Here is a 23,879-nt window from a genome sequence, read left to right as displayed (position 1 = left end):
CTCGTTTTTGCAAGTCCTGTAACCGTTTACGGGAACGTTGCAGGAGCGTTCCCGGGAGGAGAAAATATGAAGACGATCAAAGGGCCAGCCATCTTTCTCGGCCAGTTTGCGGGCGATGCCGCTCCGTTCAATTCGTGGGATTCAATCACCAAATGGGCCGCGGAAAAGGGCTATCTGGGTGTGCAGGTGCCGACTTGGGCCGGCCAGCTGATCGACCTGAAGAAGGCGGCCGAATCGAAGGACTATTGCGACGAACTGGCCGGCGTCGCGCGCCAGAACGGTGTCGAGATCACCGAGCTTTCTACCCATCTGCAGGGCCAGCTGGTTGCCGTGCATCCGGCTTATGACGAGGCATTCGACGGTTTCGCCGCACCGGAAGTGCGTGGCAATCCGAAGGCACGTCAGGAATGGGCCGTGAACCAAGTCAAGTATGCGCTGAAGGCGTCGCGCAATCTCGGCATCACGGCGCATGCGACCTTCTCCGGCGCACTGGCCTGGCCGTTCATGTATCCCTGGCCGCAAAGGCCGGCCGGCCTGGTCGAGGCCGCTTTCGACGAGCTTGCCCGTCGCTGGACGCCGATCCTCGACTATGCCGACGAGCAGGGCGTGGACGTCGCATATGAAATTCACCCGGGCGAAGACCTGCATGATGGCGTGACTTTCGAGATGTTCCTCGAAAGGGTGAAGAACCATCCGCGCGCCAACATGCTCTACGACCCGTCGCACTATGTGCTGCAGTGCCTCGATTATCTCGACAACATCGACATCTACAAGGACCGGATCAAGATGTTCCACGTCAAGGACGCGGAATTCAACCCGACCGGCCGGCAGGGCGTCTATGGCGGCTATCAGGGCTGGGTCAACCGGGCCGGACGCTTCCGTTCGCTCGGCGACGGCCAGGTCGATTTCGGCGCGGTGTTTTCCAAGATGGCGGCCAATGATTTCGATGGCTGGGCCGTGGTCGAGTGGGAATGCGCGCTGAAACATCCGGAAGACGGCGCTCGCGAAGGGGCCGAATTCGTCAAGGCACATATCATCCGGGTCACCGAGCATGCCTTCGACGATTTTGCCGCGAGCGGCACCGACGATGCGGCGAACCGGCGGATGCTGGGGCTCTGAAAGAGCTGTTCTGAGAATGGACAATCAACCCGAAACGCCAAGAGTGCCTCCCTCTGTCACTCCGTGACATCTCCCCCACACGGGGGGAGATTGGCCGCCGGTCTTGGTGTTCCTTCGGTCTTGGCGTTCCTTTTGGAAAAGCGGTTTGACGTTCGATCTCCCCCCGTGTGGGGGAGATGCCCGGCAGGGCAGAGGGGGGTATCCCCGGGAGCAACATTATCATTTGGGAGAAAGACATCATGGCGATCGAAGCAGGCAAGACGGAAGAACGGAACCCAAAGATCCGGCTCGGCATGGTGGGTGGCGGGTCGGGTGCCTTTATCGGCGCGGTGCATCGTATCGCGGCACGGATCGATGACCAGTATGATCTGGTCGCGGGCGCGCTGTCATCGACAGCGGAAAAATCGCTGTCGTCCGGTCGCGAACTCGGGCTCGATCCGGAGCGCTGCTACGGATCCTTCGAAGAGATGGCGGAAAAGGAAGCGCTCCGGCCGGACGGTATCCAGGCCGTGTCGATCGTTACGCCCAACCATGTTCACTATCCAGCGGCGAAGGCCTTTCTTGAGCGGGGCATTCATGTCATCTGCGACAAGCCGGTGACCTCGAACCTCGAAGACGCGAAGAAGCTGAAAGCGGTGGCCGACAAGGCCAAGGCGCTGTTCATCCTGACCCATAACTATACCGGCTATCCGATGGTCCGCCATGCGCGCGAACTGGTGCAGAACGGCGAACTTGGCTACATCCGGCTGGTGCAGATGGAATATCCGCAGGACTGGCTGGCAGAGCCGATCGAGCAGACCGGCCAGAAGCAGGCGGCCTGGCGCACCGACCCGAAGCAGTCGGGTGCCGGTGGCTCCACCGGTGATATCGGCACGCATGCCTACAATCTCGGCTCGTTCATTTCGGGTCTCGAGCTGGATGAGCTGGCGGCCGACGTGCACACGTTTGTCGAAGGCCGGCGGCTGGACGACAATGCCCATGTGATGCTGCGCTTCAAGGGCGGCGCTAAAGGGCTTCTGTGGTGCAGCCAGGTGGCGACCGGGCACGAGAACGGCCTGAAAGTGCGCGTCTATGGCACCAAGGCCGGCATCGAATGGACGCAGGCCGATCCGAACTATCTCTGGTTCACCCGGCTCGGCGAAACGAAGCAGCTGATCACCCGTGGCGGTGCCGGTGCCGGTTCTGCGGCTGCCCGCGTCACCCGTATCCCGAGCGGCCATCCGGAAGGTTATCTCGAAGCCTTTGCGACGATCTACACGGAAGCGGCATTGGCGATCAACGCGGCGCGAGCCGGCGCCAAGGTCGATCCGGCGGTGGTCTATCCGACGATCGACGACGGCGTGAAGGGCGTTGCCTTTGTCGAGGCCTGCATCGAGTCGTCGAAGCAGAATGGTGGCTGGGTCAAGCTTTGATTGTCCACCTCCCTCTTGACGGGGGAGGCCGCGTGAAACACGCGGGTGGGGTGATCACTTCTTCTACACCGAGGTCACCCCACCCCGGACCTGTGGTCCGACCCTCCCCCTCAAGGGGAGGGTGGATTTCCTGCAACGTTGCAGTATTTTCTTGTCCTCGTCTTCACGCTGTCTTCTGATTGGTTTAAATCGCAGTCGAGATTTCGGCGGCAGTCCCCGTGCCGCATCCAGACGAAGGGCTTTCCGATGATCGATCCGAAACTGTTTGCCGACCGCTTCCCCGGCGATTTCCTGTTTGGCGTGGCGACCGCCTCGTTCCAGATCGAGGGGGCTTCCAAGGCCGATGGCCGCAAGCCGTCGATCTGGGATGCGTTTTCCAATATGCCGGGTCGGGTCTATGGACGGCACAATGGTGATGTGGCCTGCGATCACTACAATCGCTGGGAAAGCGATCTCGACCTGATCAAGGACATGGGCGTCACCGGTTACCGGTTCTCGATCGCCTGGCCGCGTATCGTTCCGGAGGGCACCGGACCGATCAACGAGGCCGGTCTCGATTTCTACGACCGGCTGGTCGACGGGCTGAAGGCGCGCGGCATCAAGGCCTATGCGACGCTCTATCACTGGGACCTGCCGCTGGCCCTGATGGGTGATGGCGGCTGGACGGCGCGGTCGACGGCCTATGCGTTCCAGCGCTATACTAAGGTGGTGATGGAACGGCTCGGCGACCGGCTCGATGCCGTTGCGACCTTCAACGAGCCGTGGTGCTCGGTCTGGCTTTCGCATCTCTACGGCATTCATGCGCCGGGCGAGCGCAACATGGATGCGGCGCTGCATGCACTGCATTACACCAACCTTGCCCATGGCCTCAGCGTCCAGGCGATCCGCGAAATCGCGCCGAATGTGCCGGTTGGCTTGGTGCTCAACGCGCATGAGACGCTGGCGGGGTCGGACAGTGCCGCAGACGCTGCTGCTGCAGAACGGGCGCACCAGTTTCACAATGGCGTGTTCTTCGATCCGGTGTTCAACGGCGAATATCCGGCCGAATTTCTCTCGGCTCTCGGGTCGCGCATGCCGAAGATCAAGGAGAAAGACCTTGAGATCATCAGCCAGAAACTCGACTGGTGGGGGCTGAACTATTACACGCCGATGCGCGTGACCGACGACCCGACGCCCGGCGCAGAATTCCCGGCGACGGCAGGCGCGCCGCCTGTCTCCAAGGTCAAGACCGACATCGGCTGGGAGGTCTATGCGCCGGCCTTGAAGTCGCTCGTCGAACGTCTTTATGCGCGCTACGACCTGCCGGTCTGCTACATCACCGAGAACGGCGCCTGCTACAATATGGGCGTCGAGAATGGCGAGGTCGATGACCAGCCGCGGCTCGACTATTATGTCGAGCATCTGTCCATGGTCGCCGACCTGATCAAGGACGGTTATCCGATGCACGGCTATTTTGCCTGGAGCCTGATGGACAATTTCGAATGGGCGGAAGGCTACAAGATGCGCTTCGGCCTGGTGCATGTGGACTATGACACCCAGGTCCGCACGGTGAAGAAGAGCGGCAAGTGGTACAGTGCGTTGGCGGCGGAATTTCCGAAAGGCAATTTCAAGGCGGATTGAGCGCTAGCCGCAGCGGGCGGGAATCTCTGATGGGCAGCATTGAGGTCGTCGAATACGATCCTGATTGGCTAGCGGTCTTCGACGCGGAAAAGGCCTATCTCTTGAGCCTGTTGGGCGAACTCGTGGAGGATGTTCATCACGTCGGCAGCACGTCTGTTGTCGGTCTGCGTGCAACGCCGAAGATTGATATCGATGCCATCATCCGAGATGAGGGGATGATTGCCGAAGCGGTCGAACGGGTAAAGGCGATACCGAAATACACGTATCATGGCACGCCCTATTCGGATGGCATGTGGACGTTCACGTCCGGGCGTGGCTCCCATGGCAACCGGCTTTACCTCTGCGCTCCGGACAATGCGACGCATGAAAAGCGCATCCTGTTTCGCGACTGGTTGCGCAGTCATCCCGAGGATGCCGCGGACTATGCCGCGCTGAAGTGCCGATTGGCGGCCGAGGCCAATGGTGACTGGGCATATTATACCGGTGGCAAGGCCGCATTCGTCGCAAACATCGTCGGCATGGCGTCGCGGCAACGGACGTAGCAGCTAACCAAGCCTTACCAATTTCGAACCGCCTGTTGCCGCATTGCGCTCGTCGAATTCTGCGCGGGCCGTCTGGATCAGGTCGTGGTTGCGGAAGACCCAGCCGCCCATGGCCCTGATCGGCTCGCCGAAGGAGCAGCCGAGTTCGGTCAGGGCATATTCGACCTTCGGCGGCACGGTCGGATGTACCGTGCGCGAAACGAGGCCGTCACGCTCCAGAGCCCGCAGGGTCAGTGTCAGCATGCGCTGCGAAATGCCGACCACCGCGCGTTTCAGGTCGCTGAAGCGCTGCGGGCCGTCTCCCAGCATCATGATGACAAGAACCGTCCACTTGTCGCCAAGCCGCGCCAGCATTTCGCTGACGGTCTGGCACTTGTCCGGGTCGTAATTCTCGCACATGGCACTTTCCTCGATGATACCTGGTATCAAGAATGTGCCTTCTTGCACATCTCTTCCGGTTCTCTATGTAGGCTAGGTTACTAATCTATACCAGTTTGCCGTTCTGGCCAATCCCTCCCGATGGTCGCAAGGCTGCTGGTCGAACCAGGGAATATGTTGATGTCCGCACTGATCGAAAAGCTGAACTGGCGTTATGCCACCAAGAAGATGGACCCGTCGAAGATCGTTGCCGACGACAAGGTCGAGCGTATCGTCGAAGCCGCCCGCCTGGCACCGACCTCGAGCGGCCTGCAGCCGTTCGAAGTGATCGTTGTCACCAATCCGGATGTGCGCGCCAAGATCCAGGAAATCGCCTGGAACCAGGCACAGGTGACCGAAGGTTCGCATCTGCTCGTCTTTGCCGCCTGGGACAATTACACCACCGACCGGATCAACGGCATGTTCGATCTTGTCAATGACGAGCGCGGGTTCAAGAACGAAGGCTGGGAAAACTATCGCCAGATGATCCTCAATCTGTATCCGGGTCGGGATCCGGCGGTTAACTTCGAGCATGCGGCTCGCCAGGCCTATATCGGCTTCGGCATGTCGGTCGCCGCTGCCGCCTTCGAAGGTGTCGACGCGACCCCGATGGAAGGTTTCGATGCCGCCAAGCTCGATGAGATCCTCGGGCTGCGCGAAAAGGGCCTGCGCTCGGTGACCATCCTGCCGCTGGGTTACCGCGCAGAAGAGGGTGACTGGCTGGTCAACCTGAAAAAGGTCCGCCGTCCCAAGGACCAGTTCGTCTCCGTCGTCGCCTGATCGCATGGCCCGACGCTGGGCTTGACGCTTGATCTGACGCTTCTGGCGTGTCGCAGGTTTCGCCTGCGACACGTTGCCCGCTTCCGAAGCGGATCCGTTGTGGATAGATTTATCCGTCTGTGGGTGAAATTCGGAATGGAATTGCTCGGTTTTGGCGCAAGCGGGTGCCATAAGCGGGTTAGTTTACCGAAAATGCATTGCTGACAAGCATCGGCCAGGTTTGAAAGACAGGGATCGGAATGGTAAGGCGGCGTTTCATGTGCCGAATGTGTTGCTCCCGGTAAAACCGCGAGAACCCCGATCCATGGCCGTTTCGGCCAGCTACCGAAGAGACTTTTCATGACCATATCCGGAATTTCGACGCCTTCCGTGCGGGGAGCGCTGCGATGACGAATGTCCTTGCGCCAGTGCGTGGCGGCGAGCGGGCCATGGTGGCTTTCGAAGGCGTGACCAAACATTTCGGCGGCAGCAACGGCCAGGCCGGTTTCACCGCCCTTGCCGGGATCGACTATAGCGTACCGAAGGGCGCCATTACCGGGATTATCGGCCGCTCGGGTGCGGGCAAATCGACCTTGATCCGCCTGGTCAACGGGCTGGAAACTCCGAGCAGCGGCAAGGTGCTTGTCGATGGCGTCGATGTCGGTGGTCTGGACGATGCCGGTCTCCGCGACCTGCGTCGGTCGGTGGGCATGATCTTCCAGCATTTCAATCTGCTGTCTTCGCGCACCGTCGCCGACAATATTGCCCTGCCGCTGGAAATCGCCGGCCATGATCAACAGTCGATCCGGGGAAAGGTCAGGCCGCTGATGGATCTCGTCGGGCTTTCGGACAAGGCGGGGCGCTATCCTGCGGAATTGTCGGGCGGCCAGAAACAACGTGTCGGCATCGCCCGGGCGCTTGCGACAGAACCCTCGCTGTTGCTTTCGGACGAGGCCACCTCGGCGCTCGATCCGGAAACCACCCAGTCGATCCTCGACCTGCTGAAGACGATCAATCGCGATCTCGGGCTGACGGTGTTGCTGATCACCCACGAAATGGAGGTGGTCAAGACCATCGCATCGCGCGTGGCTGTCATCGACAAGGGGTTGATCGTCGAAGAGGGACGGACCTTCGACGTGTTCACCCGTCCGAGCCACGAAACCACGCGCGCGCTTTTGTCCGGGCTTGCCGGCACCAAACTGCCCGAAGCGATCGCACGCCGGCTGAAGCCGGTTGCCGGGCCGGGCGAAAGGCTGTTTGTGCGGCTGAATTTCTTCGGTGCCACCGCGGAGCAGCCGCTGGTTTCTCGGCTGATGAGCGAGCTTGGCTCCGACGTCAACATCATCACGGGCACGATCGACGAAATCGCCGGCGAGCCCTATGGTTCACTGGTGGTGTCCTATGCGGCCGCGCCCGATGTGATCGCGCGTGCCGACCGTTTCTATGCCGAAACCGGCCTAACCGCGGAGGTGCTCGGCTATGGCGCCTGAGATGCTGTTCAATCTTCTGCTGAAGGCTTTGCTCCAGACACTGCAGATGGTGGCCGTGGCCGGTGTGATCGGCACGCTGATCGGCCTGCCGTTCGGGGTGTTCCTGGCCACAAGCGGCCGTGGCGAACTGTTTGCCGCACCGTCCGTCAATCGTGTCGTCGGCCTGGTCGTCAATGCGGCGCGCTCGACGCCCTTCATCATCCTCGTCGTGGCGATTATCCCCTTCACCCGGTTCGTCACCGGCACATCGATCGGCACATCGGCCGCGATCGTGCCCCTGACGATCGCGACCATTCCGTTTGTCGCCCGGCTGATCGAGGCTGCCATTCGCGAAGTGGACAAGGGGCTAATCGAGGCGGCACGCGCCATGGGGGCGACGCCGCTGCAGATCGTCACCAAGGTACTGCTGGCCGAGGCGAAGCCGGGCATCGTGCTTGCCTTGACCATGACCGCGGTCAGTCTTGTCGGCTATTCCGCCATGGTCGGTGCCGTCGGCGGCGGTGGCCTCGGCGACCTTGGCATCCGCTACGGATACCAGCGCTTCATGCCGGACGTGATGCTGGCCGTCGTCGTGGTTCTGATCGTGCTGGTCCAGGCTCTACAGAGCGCCGGCGATGCACTGGCACGGCGCTTCGACAAGCGGACGCGCAAAAACTGATCCTTCCCAGGCAATATACAGGAAACACAAGGAGACATCTGATGAAGACACTCGTTCTCGCGGCTTCGCTTGCCGCCCTCTTCTCCGCCGGTACGGCTCTGGCCGAGAGCATCAAGATCGGCGTCACGCCGGGTCCACATGCCCAGATCATGGAGAAGGTAAAGGAAGTCGCGGCCACCAAGGGCCTCGATATCGAAATCCTCGAATTCTCCGACTATGTCGTTCCGAACCAGGCGCTGGCGGATGGCGATCTCAATGCCAATTCTTTCCAGCATCAACCCTATCTCGACAATCAGGTCGCCGATCGCGGATTTGACCTGGTCAGCGTTGGCCAGTCGGTGAACTTCCCGATGGGTGTCTATTCCAAGAAGGTGAAGAGCCTTGCCGAGCTGGCAGACGGCGCCACCGTTGCCATCCCCAATGATCCGACCAATGGCGGTCGCGCGCTGCTGGTGCTTGCCGATCAGGGCCTGATCAAGTTCAAGGATGGCGCCGGCCTGAAGATCGGCCCGGCCGATGTCATCGAAAATCCGAAAAACCTCAGCTTTGCCGAACTGGATGCGGCTCAACTTCCGCGTGCTCTTGATGATGTCGACGCCTCGGTAATCAACACGAATTACGCGCTCGAAGCCGGCCTCAATCCCGGTACCGACCCGATCGCGCGCGAAAGTGAAAAAGCCCCCTATATCAACGTCATCGCGGTCAAAACCGTCGACAAGGACGCTGCCTGGGTCAAGACGCTGGTTGAATCCTACCACAGCGATGCGGTGAAGGCGTTTGTCATCGAAGAATTCAAAGGCGCCGTTGTCCCTGCCTGGTAATCACCTGCAGCGCTGATGATATTTCGCGTCGGCTTGAAAACAACCTTTCCGGGTGCGCCCGGGGAGGTTGCCTTTTGTAAATAAGAAGAATTTAAAACAACGATATTTTCATTGCATGTCAGCATGTTAAGCTAAATTGAACACATTGTGCGCAGGGTGGATCTTTATACCAAGGTTCACATATGCGACTTCATGCATTTGATATTCGAGCGCTCCGCGCCCAGATGGATCGCCGCTTTGCGGTGACATTCATGCTGATTGTCTTTGCAGCACTCGCAGTTATTGTCACAAGCATCGTGCTGACGGCACTTGATCGCGTGGCAAGCTATGCAAACCATTTGGATGAAGAACGGTCCCGCGAGACGCTTGTCGGCGCGATCGAGACGTTCAAGCATCAACTCGGCGCGACGCTGAACGACTACGCAGCCTGGGACGATGCCGCCGACTACATCTATGTGCGGCGCGATGCCGACTGGGTCGTCCGCAACTTCGGTGACATGACCTTTGAAAGCGACCTGTTCGATGTCGCGATCCTGCTCGATGCACAGGGTGTCGCCAGCATGGCCTATTCGGACGGCGCGCCGATTGAAGGTCCGCTGACCGGATACCTGACGCCCGACGTTACGGGGTTGCTGGAGACAGTCCAGACCATGCCCGAAGGCGAGATGCCGCAGGCGCTTGGCTTCACCAAGACGGCCAAGGGCATCGGTGCCGCGGGCGTCGCACTCATCCGGCTGAAATCCGGTGACGTGACGGTGGACGCTGACCAGCGCGCCTATCTCATCTTCATGCGCCATCTTTCGACAGATACGGTCAATCGGATCGGCCAGGCCTATGTCCTGCCCGGGCTGGCGCTGAGCGAGGTTGATCCGGCGATCTCGCATCGGGTGGACATCCTGTCGCCGACACAAGCAACCCTCGGTGCCCTTGGCTGGGATCTGCGTGCGCCGGGCGATGTCAGCCGGGCGCAGGTACGCTGGCTTGTAACCAGCGCCGTGGTGCTGATCGGCTTCTATTGCGTGATGCTGTTCGTCGTGGGCACCAAGGAAGTACGGCGGTTGCGCGGTGACGAGGCCGCGGCCATCAAGCTGTCGCGGACAGACAGGTTGAGCGGCCTTGCCAATCGTGAAGGCCTGTTCTCGGCGCTGGCGCAAAGTGTCGAGGATGCGAGGGGTAGCGGCGAGGATGTCGTGCTGCTCTATCTCGATCTTGACGGCTTCAAGGAAGTCAATGACGCCTACGGGCACGGCACCGGCGACCGGCTCATCCGGGGCGTTGCGGCCGGGCTACAGATGCTGGTCGGCGAGGATGCCTTGCTTGCCCGCGTCGGAGGCGACGAGTTTGCCATCGCCCTTTCCGGCAAGGACGCCCAGGCGCGGGCGATCGCGCTCAGTGACGCGATCCTGCAATTCTTCGGCGAGCCGCTCACGGTGGGCGAGCGGGTTGTGGTGATCGGCTGCAGCATCGGGCTCAGCGCTTCGCCTGCCGGCAGCGTCGATGGCGAGGAGATCATCCGGCGCGCCGACATGGCCATGTACTCGTCCAAGGAAGGCGGGCGTGGCCGCTGGACGGTCTACGATCCGGCGATGGACGAGGAGCGGGAGAGCCGCAACCAGCTGGAACTCGATCTCCGGGAAGCCATCCAGCACGGCGAAATTACCGTCGTTTATCAGCCGGTCGTCAGCTCACAGCACTTCGAACTGGTCAGCGTCGAGGCGCTGGCGCGCTGGCATCGACGCGGACACGGGCCGGTGTCGCCCGATGTGTTCATCCCGATTGCCGAAGCCAGCGGTCTGATTGACCAGCTCGGCATGTCCGTGCTGCGCCAGGCGCTGGAGCAATTGCGTAACTGGCCGGACTTGCGCCTGTCGGTGAATGTGTCGCCGGGCCAGTTTCGGGATCCGGCGTTCGTCGCGCGTGTTCAGGCGGTCTTCCGGGAGACCGGCATCGAGCCTTCGCGCACAGTCCTTGAGATGACCGAGAGCTATTTCATCCAAAGCCCCGAAAGGGCGCGGTCTGCATTGGAGCGGCTGCGGCAGATCGGTCTGCGCATTGCGCTCGACGACTTCGGCTCCGGCTTTTCCAGCGTCGGCTATCTCCGGCAGTTCGGTTTCGATCGGATGAAGATCGACAGGTCGATGGTCCTCGCGCTGGAAGAGGGCCACCGCGCCATCGAGACGCTGCAGGCGACCGTGGCACTTGCCCGTTCTCTGGATATTCCCGTCACCGCCGAGGGCGTCGAAACCGAACAGCAGGCCGTCATGTTGCGGCTTGCCGGCTGCGACGAATTGCAGGGTTATCTGTTCGGCAGGCCGTGCAGCGCCGAGGAGATCGAGATCCTGCGGCACAAGTCGATGGAGCCTCGGGCGCGGGCCGCCGAGCAGGCCTTCTATGCCCAGGCCGGAAAACGCGGCAAGGCTTGAGTTTCACCCGATTGCTGTCACTCTGCTCTCTTTGGTTGTCGGAGGGATTGGCATGGGACGTCTGCAGCTTCCGCTTTCGGGTGATGTCACCCAAACGATCAATCCCTGGACCTGGGTATTCAGCCCGAGCCAAGGCGGCCAGGTTGGGCTGTTCAACTTCAGCATCGATCTTGGCCCCTCGACCAATCCAGCGGTCGAGAAGGACATCCTCAGCGGCGTTGCAAGCTATGGCAAGCAACTTGGCCGGGTCGAGGATGCCTTGCGCCTTGTGATCGACACGCTGGAGGCTCTGGTGCCGGACCGCGCGCTATCGAACGACAAGGCGGTCATCGCCTTCAAGGCGCTGATGTACGAGATCGACAACGTGAAGGCACAGCACAAGGGGAACTGAGTGGGTGGTCGGATTTCGGCCTGCGCTCAATGGCGCCGGTCTTCAATCCGTCGGCCGCTCACTCGCCGATATGCTTTTCGCCGCGCTTCTTTGCCAACGTGATCTGTAGCTGGCGCTGGCGGAAACGGTTGCGGTCTACCTCGGTGCGGCTGTCGTAGCACTGGCTGCAGGAGACGCCTTCCTCATAGTGGGCTGAGGTTATCTCTTCCGCCGTGATCGGATTGCGGCAGGCGTGACAGAGCTTGTGGTCGCCTTCCTTCAGGCCATGGGTAACCGAGACCCGCTCGTCGAAGACGAAGCAGGCGCCATCCCAGAGGCTGGTTTCTTCCGGCACTTCCTCGAGATATTTCAGAATGCCGCCCTTCAGGTGATAGACCTCCTCGAAGCCTTCCTGCTTCATGAAGGCTGTCGCCTTCTCGCAGCGGATGCCGCCGGTGCAATACATGGCGATCTTCGGCTTGTTGTGCAGGCCGGGATTGTTGCGCACCCAGTCGGGAAACTCGCGGAAGGTCTTGGTGTTCGGGTCCATCGCGCCCCGGAAGATGCCGATCGCCGTCTCGTAGTCGTTGCGCGTGTCGATGAGAATGGTGTCCGGATCCGAGATCAGGGCATTCCAGTCGCTCGGATCGACATAGGTGCCGACGATCTTGTTGGGGTCGATGTTGTCGACGCCCATGGTGACGATCTCTTTCTTCAGCTTCACCTTCATGCGCACGAAGGGCATTTTCGACGCCCGGCTTTCCTTGTGCTCCAGGCGGGCGAACTCCGGCTGGGCACGCAGGTAGCCAAGCACGTTCGCGATCGCCGCATCCGTGCCGGCGATCGTGCCATTGATGCCTTCATGGGCGAGCAGCAGCGTGCCCTTGATGCCTTGCGTCTTGCACAGGGTCTCCAGCGGTTCGCGAAAGGTCTCGAACCGGTCGAACTTGGCAAAATGATAAAGTGCGGCCACGCAAAACGCGCCGCCCTCTTCATGGCGAGGGGCTTGAAGATTGTCTGTCATGGCTGGCGAAATACCCCCTTGAGCCCTGCTGCGCAACGGTTTTTCGCAACCGGGCCGAAGTTTGAAATTCGTCAATTGCGGAAGGCGGCCACGCCTTTCATGGCGCGGAATGGCTCCGGTATCCTATCCAGACGTGGCTTCGAGCCACAGTGCCGCGACGATCGCGGCTTCCGTGCCCGGCGCTTCGGCAAAGACTTTCCCGGCCCGATCGAGGCCAAGCCGGCGCAATTCCTGCTGCTGACGGATGATCATGGCGAGCAGATGCGAGCAGGCTTCACCGCTGCCCAGCAGGTCGGGATTATGGTCGAGATGGTCGATCAAAAGGGTCAGGTCGTGTTCGTGGCCGAGGATGTCGACCAGTTCCTTTGCAAGATGGCGCTTTGCCGCAAAGGCGGAGGGCCAAAGCTCGCGGAGCAGCAGGAGGTTCATCCAATAGCCCTGCACGGCCTTGCGCAGGTCGTGAAAGGCCTCGCCATGGCCTTCCTCCCGGCATGTCGCCAGCGCCATATGCCCCTTGCGGAGTGTCTTTTTCCAGCCCTTGGCCAGCAGCCGCGCAGTCGGGCGCGGCCTGGACGGCAAATCGAGGCTGGCGAATGCGACTAGCGATGCTCGACATTCCAAGATCGCCCCGGAGACCTTCTCCGCCAGATCGCTTTCCTGCGATGCCAGCGTATCGCGACGCTCCGTCAGCGCCTGGCGGGCGAGCGCGACGGTGGCTTTCTCTTCGGCGTTCAGTGCATGGTCGGCCAGAAAGGCCATGCTTTCGATCAGGGCTGTTGCATCGCGAACGGTCGACAGCGCGCGTGCCGTGTCGCGCAGGCGTGCGTTTTCGGTCCTGCGGGTTTCCCTGTCCTCGATCGCGACCAGCCGCAACAGGTTGCGCAGGCGCTTGAACTTCTTGCGCGCGTCGTGGATCGCTTCGTGCAGGCCATCCGGCTGATGTTCGAGACTGGTGATGGCGCGCTGCAGTTGCGCGCTTGCGACCTGACGGACCTCGGAGGCGAAATCGCCGTCAGGTCTAATGCGATATGGCATGCACGCGCTCCGGCACAAGCCGCTCGGTGGCCAGCGCCTGGTTCGAGTAGCGCCGGTCGCCGGTTACCTCGCGGCCGATCCATTCCGGCTGGCGTGGCTGGTCGGTTTCCGACTGCATTTCCACCTCGGCAATCACCAAGCCGCGATAGGCGCCCTCGAAAACGTCGATCTCCCAGGTGAAGCCGTGATAGTCGACGGTGTAGCGGGTTTTTTCGATGACATTGCCCTGGGCAAATTCGATCATTTCGAGCGCGTCGTCATGCGGGATCGGATACTCGAACTCGTCGCGGGTCATCGTGCCGCTGCCGAACTTGATCGTCAGCTTGGCCGATTGGTTGTCGCTGGTGCGCACGCGCACGGAGCGATCCGTGTCGACGGCCAGGTACGCCTGACGCAGGCTGGTCTGCGAGGTAACGTTTTTCCGCCAATTGTCGTTGCGAACCAGAAACTTGCGTTCAATTTCCTTGGCCATGGTACTCATGCTCCGAAAAGACGCCGACGGCCGTAAACTAGCGCAAGTCTAAAGGTTGGCAACCGTTAAAGCATTCGCGCGCGCATTTGTCTCGACATCCAGACGCCTGCGCGGTACTGAAACAGGAAATCTAATCGTTTTAAGAGGCCTCCGATCATGGGCGATAAAACCGCAAAACTGCTCTCCACCCTGAAGCTTCAGCCGGTCGTGCCGGTGCTGATCATCGATGATGCGGATACCGCCGTGCCGTTGGCCAGGGCGCTGGTTGCCGGTGGCCTGAAGGCGATCGAGATCACGCTGCGCACCGATGCAGCACTGGAAGCCGTGCGCCGCGTGGCAGCCGAAGTCGAAGGCGCTGTCGTCGGTGCCGGTACGATCCTCAACGCCAAGCATTTCGAAGCGGCCGTCGCAGCCGGTTCCAAGTTCATCGTCAGCCCTGGCACGACGCAGGAACTGCTGGACGCCGCGCGTGCGTCCGACATCCCGCTTCTGCCGGGAGCTGCCACGGCATCGGAGGTCATGGCGCTGCGCGAAGAGGGCTATCAGGTTCTGAAATTCTTCCCGGCCGAACAGGCCGGCGGTGCCGCCTATCTCAAGTCGCTGTCGTCGCCGCTTGCCGGCACGCTGTTTTGCCCGACGGGCGGCATCTCGCTGAAGAATGCCAAGGATTATCTGTCGCTGCCCAACGTCGTGTGTGTCGGTGGGTCGTGGGTTGCGCCGAAGGAACTGGTCGCGGCCGGTGACTGGGCCGGCATTACCAAGCTTGCGGCCGAGGCCTTTGCACTGAAAGCCTGAGGGCTGTTGGTGTCGCCGGGCCGGAGAGGTCCGGCGATTTTCCTTGATCCATCTTTGTAATTTCGCCAGCGGCTACTTATCTACCGGTCTCCATAGACGGCCAAGGAGACCGCCATGTTTGATGCAAAGAAGCTGCTGGATCAATTTCTGGGCTCGCAGATGCCCGGAACAAATGGAAGCGTGAGGAAGGGCGCCAGCGATGTCGTCGGGCTCGCCAAGTCCAATCCGCTGGCCACTGGTGCGATCGCCGCCGTGCTGCTTGGCTCAAAGACCGGCCGCAATCTGGCCGGCAACGCGGTCAAGCTCGGTGGTCTCGCGGTGATCGCGGGCCTCGGCTACCAGGCCTACAAGAATTACCAGGCCGGCCAGGCGCCAGAACCGACCCAGTCGCTGCCGGAGCTCCTGCCGCCGCCGTCCGATTCCCCCTTCAGTCCCGAAGCCGCGATCCAGAGCGAGGACTTCGCCCTTGCGCTGGTGCGCGCGATGATCGCTGCCGCCAAGGCTGACGGCCATATCGACGACAGCGAACGCAGCCGGATCATGCACAAGGTGCATCTGTCGGGAATCGGGTCCGAGGCCGAAGCGTTCATCCGGACCGAGCTTGCCAATCCGACGGATCTAGACGCCATGGTTTCAGCCGCGCGCACCGAGGAGCAGAAGGTCGAACTCTATACTGCGTCGCGGCTGGCAATCGATCCCGATACGCGGGCCGAGCGTGGCTATCTCGATATGCTGGCGGGGCGTCTCGGCCTTGCGGATGCGCTGGTCGATCACATCGAGGCGACGGTGTCTGCCGCAAAGGTCCAGGCCTGACCGCTCCCGCGGTGAACGCATCATTGTGGCCGGTTGCCTTTGACGGGCGGCTGGCCTAAGCGTTGGCGACCGACCAATGAGAGGCGAGCATGCGCGATCTTTCCACATTCAAGGGGTGTCCGGCACCGCAGGGTGTCCGGCTTGAGGGCCGTTTCGTAACGCTCGAGCCCTATGACCGCGCGCAGCATCTGCAGGCGCTGTGGGACGGGCTTGGCGGCATGGCAATTAATCCGCTGCTCACCTATTTCGCCCAGCCCGATTTCGCCGGTATCGAAGATTTCGACGCCTGGATGAACAGTGTCCAGACCAAGGGCGGTTGGGTCACGGAAGTGTTTCGCGACAAGAAGTCCGGCCAGATCGTCGGCATGGCGAACTACATGCGCGCCGATCCGGCCAATGGCGTCGTCGAAGTCGGCGGTGTCGCGCATGGCCCGGCGATGAGCCGCACGCCGATTGCCACCGAAGCCCACTATCTCATGGCGCGGCATGTTTTCGAGGATCTCGGGTATCGTCGCTATGAGTGGAAATGCCACAACGAAAACCAGCCTAGCAAGACGACGGCGGTCCGCTACGGCTTCACCTTCGAAGGTATTTTCCGCCAGCACATGCTGTCGAAGGGCCGGAACCGCGATACGGCATGGTTCTCGATCATCGATGGCGAATGGCCCCTGGTGAAGGCGGGTTTCGATGCCTGGCTTGCGCTGGAGAACTTTGATGATGCCGGCCAGCAGATCCGCCGGCTCGAGGATATTCGGAACGAGATCAGCCAGGGAGTGCCGGCATGAGCGAGGCGAAGAACAATGACCGGTCGTCGGCCATTGCCGCAGGCATGGTTCTGCTGGGTTTCGGCGCCGTCCTGCTCGGCTTGCCGACCATCGTGCTGTGGATCGGCAATTATTCGCCGGCGCTGGCTGCTGTCGTCGGGACTATCGGCATCATGTCGTTCTTCCTGGTGCTCTGGCTGCGCGCCCGCTACCAGCGCAGCCATACGACGAAAGACTGAGGCTTATGGCTGCAGCGCGGCCGCCAAGAGTACGGCTCCCAACAGGATGACCACAAGCGCGCCGCCGATCTCGATTGCGGCAGAGACGTGGTGTGCCTTGGCCGATTGCGGCCCGGAGAGCCGGATCGCCATCGCCTTTGCGCCGACGGCAAGGCTTGCTAGGACCGAGACCGTGATGGCGGTGCCGAGCGCCATGGCGAGTACCGACAGGACGCCGCCAAGATAAAGCCCGTTCAACAGCGCGAATGTCATGACCAGCAGGGCGCCGGAACAAGGGCGCAAGCCGACCGCGATGATGGCGGCCCAGGCGGCGCGCAGGTCGAAGCGCTGGCCCGACAGCATCTTCGGATCGGGAACATGGGCAATGCCGCATTCGGTGCAGACCGAACCAGGGGCGAGGGCGTCATGATCATGGGCGATCGCCTGCGCCACGAAGCGTGACGGAGCGGCTTTGGCGCGCGGCGCGCTATTTGGCGCCGGTGCAAAGAGGCTGGGCAAGGCACTGTTTTCGATGCCTGTCGCTGGAACCGGGCTGTCGAAGAGGCTGGCGCTGACGCTTGCGGGCAGGGGGCTCGTTTGGCGCAGCATGGTCCTAACCTTGCGGACGAGCAACCATGTGCCGAACAGGATGATCATCGCATAGCTGCCGATCTCCAGTGCCTGGGTGGCGTCGGTCATGCTGATCGTCGTGCCGCGTAGCGCAAGGTAGGCCAGCGCCACGACGCCGATTGCCACGGCAGCTTGCAGGAAGGCCGAGGCAAACGAGATCACGATGCCACGGCGCAACTCCACTTCGTTGGCGAGCAAATAGGACGAGATCACCGCCTTGCCATGGCCGGGACCGGCTGCATGAAAGATGCCGTAGGCGAAGGACAGGCCGATCAGGCCGGTCAATTGCCATGGATCGTCGCGCATCGCCTTCAGAGATCCGGTGAGGGCGCGGTAGAAGGCCTGCTGATGGGTGTTGATCCAGACGAGCCAGCCGGCGAAGGGACCGCTTGGCTGGAATGAGGGCTCAGCCGTGCCGACACCAAGAGGAGAGGCGGCATGGGCAAAGCCCGCTGCCAGGACGAGCCCGGCCGCAAGCAGCGCAATCGCCGGCAGGCGCTTTGGCTCGAGCCTGCTCAACATGTCACTTCCATCCGCGTGGCGAACAATTTCGCCATGTCGGTGCCCGCCGGATCGTTGAAGAAGGCATCGGTCAGCGTGCTCTGGTTCTGCGCCAGCACCTCGTCCGCATCCGGGCGCACGACCTTGTGCTTGCATTGGGCAAAGCCATTGCCTTCGACGAGGATGTCTTCGTCCTTGGCAAAATCGATCGCGGTATACAGCGTCGGATCGTGGACGCCGAAGCTCATCTTTCCGCCGATCTTGAGGGGCTGGGCGGGTTTGGCAACGAAGAACACCAGAAGCTGGTTTTCCTTGAAGTCGACGTTGAAGACCTCCGGCTTGGACACGGGGCTGTTTGCGCCGTCCTTGCTGATAAAGGTGAAATAGCCGTAGTCGGCCAGGGAATCGCGGATTGTATTGGCAATTTCAGTCAGTTCGCCATGGTCCAGTTTCAGGTCGCTGTTGGTGTCGAAATCCATCAGCACACTGGAGGAAAACACATCATCGAAACGCCAGACATTGCGCAGTTCCCTGACCGTGCCGTCATCATTGGCGATGATCTCCAGTCGGGCCTCGGCAAAGACATGCGGATGCGACAGGGCCGGAGCTGCAGACGCCAGCGCCAGCAAGCCAGTCCATAATCCGAGGCGTTTCCTCATTGCGTACATACTCTTCCCTGAGGTCGATCTTGATGTCGTTTTCTGTCTGACGAATGGGACGGAAGTGGGACTGCAGAATGTCTGTTCCGTTCGCATCCGATCGGGTCAGCCGTTGCGCTTGAACCAGGCATGCAGATAGTCGACGAAGGCGCGCACCTTGGCCGGCAGGTAGCGGCGATGCGGGTAGACGGCATAGATGCCACGGTCCTTGGCAATATAGTCATCGAAGAGCGACACAAGTTCTCCCGAGGCGATGTGCGGGCGAGCGATGAAGTCCGGTATCATCGCCACGCCGAGGCCGGCACGCGCGGCCCGGAGTGTCGCCTGCGGGCTGTTGACCTCCAGCGGGCCGCTGACATTGACCGAAATCGTGCTGCCATCGGATTCGATAAACCGCAGACTGTTGTGCGAGCGGGTGTTGGTGTCGATCAGATAGGGGATGCGCGACAGTTCCGACGGGTGGAGGAGTGGTCCGTGTTTCGCGACAAACTCGGGCGTGGCGCAAGCGTAGACGCGGAAATCCGAGATCTTGCGGGCGATCATGGCCGAATCATCCAGCTTGGTGATGCGGATGCCGAGGTCGAATCCTTCTTCGATCAGGTCGACGAATCGGTCTTCCGCGACGATTTCCAGTGAGAGGTCCGGGTTCTCCCTGGCGAAGTCGATCAGCGACTGGCCGATCTCCGCATCGATGAAGGTGCGGGGCAGCGTGACCTTCAGCTTGCCCTTCAGGTCAGCGTTATTCTCGCGCACCAGATCAGCTAAGTTATCGATTTCCTTAAGGATATCGGCGGCTGTCCGGTAGTAGGTGTGGCCTGCCTCGGTCATGGAGAACTGCCGTGTAGTGCGGTTCAGCAGCAGCGCACCCAGTTCGTCTTCGAGTTCGCGGACATATTTCGACAGCAAAGCCTTCGATCGGCCGGTCTTGCGCGCCGCGGCGGAAAAGCCCTCCGCTTCAACCACATCGATAAAGGCGCGAATGCGCGTCAGCGTGTCCATGCAGCGAGATCCCCTCAATTTTATGCGGATTGTGAACGCATGGGCCTGATTGTTCAATAAATATCGATGCTTTGACTAAAAAATGGGGCGTGGGACGAAAAACCGCTTGATTATGACGTCGGGGTTTCTTATCTCCCGTTCAGCCCAAAGTCGCACGTGCCCGTGTGTGTCCGCCGACCCTCGAAATGGGATTCATCCCTAAGGTGAGGTCATCGGTAAGGTACCTGGAACTAACCCCTCCAGTCGCTATTCCGGCCAACCGGAAAATGCGAGGACATACGAAGCAACGACGGTGCGGGCCTTTTTGTTCTCTCCCGGCTTTCCATCAGCCGGGGATTCTGAAGAGGCACACCATCATTGCCGGAAGTGCGGTAGGGGCCACCCTCCAATCCATGGCAGACAAAGCCGGATCAATGTTCTTGGCGGAGCGTTGATTCACAATTCGCGCGTCGAGCGTATGCACGGTATCGGTGTCTCCACCGACTGATGCCGTCGTGTATTCTCGTATGCCCTTTGTCCTTCGGATTTATCCGAAGCTTGGAACTGTAGGGAATACAACGATGACCACTGCCCGCATCCTCGACTTCATCAACACCCGACGTCCCGAAGGTCCCTGCCTCGTGGTTGATCTCGACGTCGTGCGCGACAATTTCGGTGCTTTCCGTCATGCCCTGCCGGACAGCGCGATCTACTATGCCGTCAAGGCAAACCCGGCTCCGGAAATCCTGTCGCTGCTCGCCTCGCTTGGTTCGAACTTCGACTGCGCTTCGGTTGCCGAAATCCAGATGGCGCTCGATGCCGGTGCGGATGCCTCGCGCATCTCGTTCGGCAACACGATCAAGAAGGAGCGCGACATCGCGCGCGCCTTCGCGCTCGGCGTCAACCTCTATGCTGTCGATAGCCATGAGGAAGTCGAAAAGCTTTCGCGTGCCGCTCCCGGTGCCCGTGTGTTCTGCCGCGTGCTCACCGATGGCGAAGGCGCCGAATGGCCGCTGTCGCGCAAGTTCGGCTGCGTGCCGCAGATGGCTGTCGACGTTCTGGTCTATGCACACCAGCTGGGTCTCGAATCCTTCGGCGTGTCCTTCCACGTCGGCTCGCAGATGACCAAGGTCGATGCCTGGGATTCGGCTCTTGCCGATGCCAAGCGCGTCTTCGGCTCGCTGGCCAAGCAGGGTATCGTGCTGCAGATGGTCAACATGGGTGGCGGTTTCCCGACCAAGTACCTGCGCGACATCCCGTCGGCAGAGGCTTATGGCAAGGCAATCGGCGCGTCGCTGAAGAAGCACTTCGGCAACAACATCCCGCAGACGATCATCGAGCCGGGTCGCGGCATGGTCGGCAATGCCGGTGTGATCAAGGCGGAAGTCGTCCTGATCTCGAAGAAGTCGGACAATGACGAGCATCGCTGGGTCTTCCTCGACATCGGCAAGTTCGGCGGTCTGGCCGAGACCATGGACGAGGCGATCCGTTACCCGATCCGCACCGCCCATGACGGCGACGAGATGGAGCCATGCGTTCTGGCTGGTCCGACCTGCGACAGCGCCGACGTGCTGTATGAGAAGAACATGTACCCGCTGCCGATCTCACTTTCGATCGGCGACGATGTTCTCATCGAAGGCACCGGGGCCTACACCACCACCTATTCGGCGGTGGCGTTCAACGGGTTCGAGCCGCTGAAGTCCTACGTCATCTAAGACGTCTGCGACGTCCGCGCCGGGATGCCGGCGCGGCAAACACACAATTCCTGGTAATCTTCTTGGTTCGGGAGGCCGACATGGCCGCTGTTCTGACGAGTGTGCGCGCTTTTTTTGCGCAGGCACCTGCCTTTGTCATCGATAATGAAACGCCCGCGGATGTCGTGGCGCGCGAAAACCTGCTTGATCTGGCCATGGGTGCCGACCGGCGCACCAAGTCGTCGGAGAAGATCCGGCGCGGTCGCCTGCCGGCCGAAGGTCTGGCGCTGGTCGCGCGTGACCGGGATGGTCATGTGATCGGCACGGTGCGCCTGTGGAACATCGAGGCGGGGGTGGGCCGCGAGGGCCGTGCGATCCAGGCGCTGCTCCTCGGGCCGCTTGCCGTCGATCCTGCGCATGAGGGCAAAGGGATCGGTGCAGCACTGATGCGTGCCGGTTTGCTGGAAGCCAGGAAGCGCGGCCACGGGGCGGTGCTTCTGGTCGGCGACGCATCCTATTACGAGCGCTTCGGCTTCTTTGCCGAGAAGATTCAGCATCTGGTGATGCCGGGGCCGTTCGCGCGGGAGCGTTTCCTGGCGACGGAACTCGTGGCTGGATGGCTGGAAGGCGCTGCCGGCATGGTGGTTGCTTCGGGCCGGGCGCTGTCGCACCCGACGGAGCAGCGAAAGGCTGCCTGAGGTTTGCGGATCCGTCTTTGTCGACAAGGGCCCGGTGCGCGAATCACGCGTGCCGGGCCTTTTCGTTTTTGCGGCCTGCCGCGATGATCTGAGCCGCTGGCGGACCGTGCGAAAAGCTGGGTGCCGGCCCGGCTTGCCATTCGTCAAGGCTGGCTGTGGCGATTGCGCCACAAGCCCGATCAGGTTGGTCCTGGTATTTCCGGTGTAGCTAACCTATTGATCCATCTCAACCCATAGACCCTTGATCAGCCATTACGTGGCGTTGGCTTAGCCATATTGTTGATCAAGGAGAGACCTATGACGATTGATCGGACTGCGCGCAAAACCGCGCTCGCCGCCACTGCCACCCTTCTGCTGCTTGGTTCGGCGGCTATGGCGGCGGATCTCGCGCCGCTGCAGGAGCCGGTGCCTGAAGCGCAGGGCGAAACGCTTGCTGCACTCAGCCCGTGGCAGGTCCGCGTTCGCGGTTTGGGCGTGATCACCAATGACAGCGGCTCGGTTGATCAGATCAGCGGCTCCGGTCTGTCCTTCAGCGATAGCGTCATTCCGGAACTCGATATCAGCTATTACTTCACTGACAATTTCGCCGCCGAACTGATCCTGGGCACGACCTCCGCCAATGTCTATGGCGAGGATGGCATCGCCGGTCTCGGAAAGATCGGCAAGACCTGGCTTCTGCCGCCGACGCTGACCATGCAGTATCACTTCACCGATTTCGGTGCCTTCAAGCCCTATGTCGGCGCCGGCATCAACTATACCGTCTTCTACAATCAGTCGGGTTCTACTGCATCCGACCTCGACGTGAAGGACACGTTCGGCACGGCCCTGCAGGTCGGTTTCGACTATATGCTGAACGATCATTGGGGTCTCAACTTCGATGCCAAGAAGCTGTTTCTGCGGCCCGAGTTCGAGACGACGATCGGCGGCACTACCTATACGGGTAAAGCCAAGCTCGATCCCTGGCTGATCGGCGCGGGCGTCACGTATCGTTTCTAGGCCTGGCGGAAAACATGCAGATCGAGGGGCGGCCATTTGCCAATGGCCGCCCCTTCCATTTGCGGCAACTTTGTGGCGGAAAGACCTAGGAATTTCAGTGGAGACATCCATTCTGCGACGTTTTTTTCGACTGCCGCGCGGCCGCAAATTTTAGATAATACTTGTATATCATTGGATTCACTGGGAAATAAATTTTGCGAAAGCGGGAACAAAAGGCATCTTTTTGAAAGCCTGATTATGTTGTATAATCAACACACCAAAAAGCTGAGATCCGCGTTATATTGGCATCTGCATCACACTAGGAGTGAAACACATGATCAAAAGCATTCTCATCGGTTCCGTCGCGGCAATCGCAATTTCGAGCTCGGTCTTCGCGGCAGACGCCGTTTACGAAGCACCGGCTGAACCGCCCGTAGCCGTGGAGACTGCTCCGCAGTTCTCCTGGACTGGTGGCTATGCCGGTATCCTCACCGGCTACGGTTGGGGCGATGGTGACTTCTTCGACGGCACCACGGCTGCCAACGATGATTTCGACGGCGCACGTCTCGGCGCATTCGCCGGCTACAACTGGGGCTTCGGTTCCAACGCGATCGTCGGTCTCGAAGGCGACGTGAACTACGACTGGAACCAGAACGACTACGGGATCGGCGAAGTCGGCACCGGTCTGAACGGCTCCGTTCGCGCCCGTCTGGGTTACGCCATGGACCGCGTTCTGCTCTACACGGCTGGCGGTTACACCGCGACCAACTTCAAGATTGAAGGTTCTGGCGTCGATGAAAGCACGACCCTGCACGGCTGGACCGTCGGTGCCGGTGTTGACTATGCCCTCACCGATCGCGTCTTCACCCGTCTGGAATACCGCTACAACGACTTCAGCGACAAGGAAGTCCTTGGCGTTGATACCGACTTCGACCAGCACGTGGTCAATGTCGGCCTCGCCGTCAAGTTCTAAGGATTGCTGTATCCTTGAC

25 protein-coding genes are annotated in these 23,879 nt (G+C 60.9%); 18 read left to right on the top strand and 7 right to left on the bottom strand.

What is annotated here, in order from left to right; all coding sequences use genetic code 11:
• Window positions 1-66 precede the first annotated feature (66 nt).
• The 4 genes from IM739_RS17895 (at window position 67) to IM739_RS17880 (ending at window position 4,693) form a co-directional block, all read left to right on the top strand.
• Window positions 67-1,119, top strand: a complete 1,053-nt coding sequence (locus tag IM739_RS17895) for a sugar phosphate isomerase/epimerase family protein (RefSeq protein ID WP_237369018.1) — start codon at window positions 67-69, stop codon at window positions 1,117-1,119.
• Between the two features lie 239 nt (window positions 1,120-1,358).
• On the top strand, window positions 1,359-2,531 hold the full coding sequence (locus tag IM739_RS17890) for a Gfo/Idh/MocA family protein (RefSeq protein ID WP_237369017.1): 1,173 nt from the start codon (window positions 1,359-1,361) through the stop codon (window positions 2,529-2,531).
• A gap of 246 nt (window positions 2,532-2,777) precedes the next feature.
• A complete protein-coding gene (locus IM739_RS17885) occupies window positions 2,778-4,151 on the top strand; it encodes a GH1 family beta-glucosidase (protein ID WP_237369016.1) in 1,374 nt (457 codons plus the stop codon).
• 29 nt (window positions 4,152-4,180) lie between these two features.
• On the top strand, window positions 4,181-4,693 hold the full coding sequence (locus IM739_RS17880) for a GrpB family protein (protein ID WP_237369015.1): 513 nt from the start codon (window positions 4,181-4,183) through the stop codon (window positions 4,691-4,693).
• Between the two features lie 3 nt (window positions 4,694-4,696).
• Here the strand turns inward: IM739_RS17880 and IM739_RS17875 are convergent, their stop codons facing one another.
• Window positions 4,697-5,092, bottom strand: coding sequence for a winged helix-turn-helix transcriptional regulator (locus tag IM739_RS17875; protein ID WP_237369014.1), 396 nt, complete (start codon window positions 5,090-5,092; stop codon window positions 4,697-4,699).
• A gap of 159 nt (window positions 5,093-5,251) precedes the next feature.
• On the opposite strand from IM739_RS17875, the gene IM739_RS17870 reads away from it, so the two are divergent.
• From IM739_RS17870 to IM739_RS17845, 6 genes are all read left to right on the top strand, one after another.
• Complete coding sequence (locus tag IM739_RS17870; protein WP_237369013.1) at window positions 5,252-5,890, top strand: NAD(P)H-dependent oxidoreductase; 639 nt, start codon at window positions 5,252-5,254, stop codon at window positions 5,888-5,890.
• Window positions 5,891-6,318: 428 nt separating this feature from the next.
• On the top strand, window positions 6,319-7,359 hold the full coding sequence (locus IM739_RS17865; RefSeq protein ID WP_442981150.1) for a methionine ABC transporter ATP-binding protein: 1,041 nt from the start codon (window positions 6,319-6,321) through the stop codon (window positions 7,357-7,359).
• Complete coding sequence (locus IM739_RS17860; protein WP_237369011.1) at window positions 7,349-8,017, top strand: methionine ABC transporter permease; 669 nt, start codon at window positions 7,349-7,351, stop codon at window positions 8,015-8,017. Before IM739_RS17865 ends, IM739_RS17860 begins: the two co-directional genes overlap by 11 nt.
• A 41-nt stretch (window positions 8,018-8,058) precedes the next feature.
• Window positions 8,059-8,838 (top strand): MetQ/NlpA family ABC transporter substrate-binding protein, encoded by a 780-nt coding sequence (locus tag IM739_RS17855; RefSeq protein WP_237369010.1) that lies wholly within the window; start codon window positions 8,059-8,061, stop codon window positions 8,836-8,838.
• Between the two features lie 182 nt (window positions 8,839-9,020).
• Window positions 9,021-11,261 (top strand): bifunctional diguanylate cyclase/phosphodiesterase, encoded by a 2,241-nt coding sequence (locus IM739_RS17850; protein WP_442981062.1) that lies wholly within the window; start codon window positions 9,021-9,023, stop codon window positions 11,259-11,261.
• Between the two features lie 52 nt (window positions 11,262-11,313).
• Window positions 11,314-11,652, top strand: coding sequence for a hypothetical protein (locus tag IM739_RS17845; RefSeq protein ID WP_237369008.1), 339 nt, complete (start codon window positions 11,314-11,316; stop codon window positions 11,650-11,652).
• 58 nt (window positions 11,653-11,710) lie between these two features.
• Here IM739_RS17845 and trhO read toward each other — a convergent pair whose 3' ends face one another.
• From trhO to IM739_RS17830, 3 genes are all read right to left on the bottom strand, one after another.
• The gene (trhO, locus tag IM739_RS17840) at window positions 11,711-12,655 is read right to left on the bottom strand and encodes an oxygen-dependent tRNA uridine(34) hydroxylase TrhO (protein ID WP_237369007.1); all 945 of its coding nucleotides are present in this window, start codon (window positions 12,653-12,655) and stop codon (window positions 11,711-11,713) included.
• 123 nt (window positions 12,656-12,778) lie between these two features.
• Complete coding sequence (locus IM739_RS17835) at window positions 12,779-13,690, bottom strand: CHAD domain-containing protein (protein WP_237369006.1); 912 nt, start codon at window positions 13,688-13,690, stop codon at window positions 12,779-12,781.
• On the bottom strand, window positions 13,674-14,162 hold the full coding sequence (locus IM739_RS17830; RefSeq protein WP_237369005.1) for a CYTH domain-containing protein: 489 nt from the start codon (window positions 14,160-14,162) through the stop codon (window positions 13,674-13,676). Before IM739_RS17830 ends, IM739_RS17835 begins: the two co-directional genes overlap by 17 nt.
• 156 nt (window positions 14,163-14,318) lie before the next feature.
• Here IM739_RS17830 and IM739_RS17825 point away from each other — a divergent pair, with 156 nt between their 5' ends.
• From IM739_RS17825 to IM739_RS17810, 4 genes are all read left to right on the top strand, one after another.
• Complete coding sequence (locus IM739_RS17825; protein ID WP_237369004.1) at window positions 14,319-14,957, top strand: 2-dehydro-3-deoxy-phosphogluconate aldolase; 639 nt, start codon at window positions 14,319-14,321, stop codon at window positions 14,955-14,957.
• Window positions 14,958-15,071: 114 nt separating this feature from the next.
• Window positions 15,072-15,770 carry a tellurite resistance TerB family protein gene (locus IM739_RS17820; RefSeq protein WP_237369003.1) on the top strand — a complete coding sequence of 233 codons (699 nt, stop codon included), beginning with the start codon at window positions 15,072-15,074 and terminating at the stop codon, window positions 15,768-15,770.
• Window positions 15,771-15,859: 89 nt separating this feature from the next.
• On the top strand, window positions 15,860-16,555 hold the full coding sequence (locus IM739_RS17815) for a GNAT family N-acetyltransferase (protein WP_237369002.1): 696 nt from the start codon (window positions 15,860-15,862) through the stop codon (window positions 16,553-16,555).
• Entirely contained in the window at window positions 16,552-16,773 is a 222-nt protein-coding gene (locus tag IM739_RS17810; RefSeq protein ID WP_237369001.1) for a hypothetical protein, read from the top strand. Before IM739_RS17815 ends, IM739_RS17810 begins: the two co-directional genes overlap by 4 nt.
• Window positions 16,774-16,776: 3 nt before the next feature.
• Here the strand turns inward: IM739_RS17810 and IM739_RS17805 are convergent, their stop codons facing one another.
• The 3 genes from IM739_RS17805 to IM739_RS17795 form a co-directional block, all read right to left on the bottom strand.
• A complete protein-coding gene (locus IM739_RS17805; protein WP_237369000.1) occupies window positions 16,777-17,904 on the bottom strand; it encodes a nickel/cobalt transporter in 1,128 nt (375 codons plus the stop codon).
• Window positions 17,898-18,542 carry a DUF1007 family protein gene (locus IM739_RS17800; protein ID WP_237368999.1) on the bottom strand — a complete coding sequence of 215 codons (645 nt, stop codon included), beginning with the start codon at window positions 18,540-18,542 and terminating at the stop codon, window positions 17,898-17,900. Before IM739_RS17800 ends, IM739_RS17805 begins: the two co-directional genes overlap by 7 nt.
• 105 nt (window positions 18,543-18,647) lie before the next feature.
• Window positions 18,648-19,541: a LysR family transcriptional regulator gene (locus IM739_RS17795; RefSeq protein WP_237368998.1), complete on the bottom strand. Its 894-nt coding sequence runs from the start codon at window positions 19,539-19,541 to the stop codon at window positions 18,648-18,650.
• A gap of 560 nt (window positions 19,542-20,101) precedes the next feature.
• Here IM739_RS17795 and odc2 point away from each other — a divergent pair.
• The 4 genes from odc2 to IM739_RS17775 all read left to right on the top strand — a co-directional run bounded on the left by odc2 (window position 20,102) and on the right by IM739_RS17775 (window position 23,860).
• Entirely contained in the window at window positions 20,102-21,235 is a 1,134-nt protein-coding gene (gene odc2 / locus IM739_RS17790; protein WP_237368997.1) for an ornithine/lysine decarboxylase, read from the top strand.
• A gap of 80 nt (window positions 21,236-21,315) precedes the next feature.
• Complete coding sequence (locus IM739_RS17785; RefSeq protein WP_237368996.1) at window positions 21,316-21,912, top strand: GNAT family N-acetyltransferase; 597 nt, start codon at window positions 21,316-21,318, stop codon at window positions 21,910-21,912.
• Window positions 21,913-22,209: 297 nt separating this feature from the next.
• Entirely contained in the window at window positions 22,210-22,908 is a 699-nt protein-coding gene (locus IM739_RS17780) for an OmpW/AlkL family protein (RefSeq protein ID WP_237368995.1), read from the top strand.
• A gap of 316 nt (window positions 22,909-23,224) precedes the next feature.
• The gene (locus IM739_RS17775) at window positions 23,225-23,860 is read left to right on the top strand and encodes an outer membrane protein (protein WP_442981149.1); all 636 of its coding nucleotides are present in this window, start codon (window positions 23,225-23,227) and stop codon (window positions 23,858-23,860) included.
• Window positions 23,861-23,879 lie beyond the last annotated feature (19 nt).

The sequence above is a fragment of the Rhizobium sp. SL42 genome, from assembly GCF_021729845.1.
In the GTDB taxonomy this organism is placed as follows: domain Bacteria; phylum Pseudomonadota; class Alphaproteobacteria; order Rhizobiales; family Rhizobiaceae; genus Allorhizobium.
This window is presented reverse-complemented; position numbering and strand designations above follow the sequence as displayed.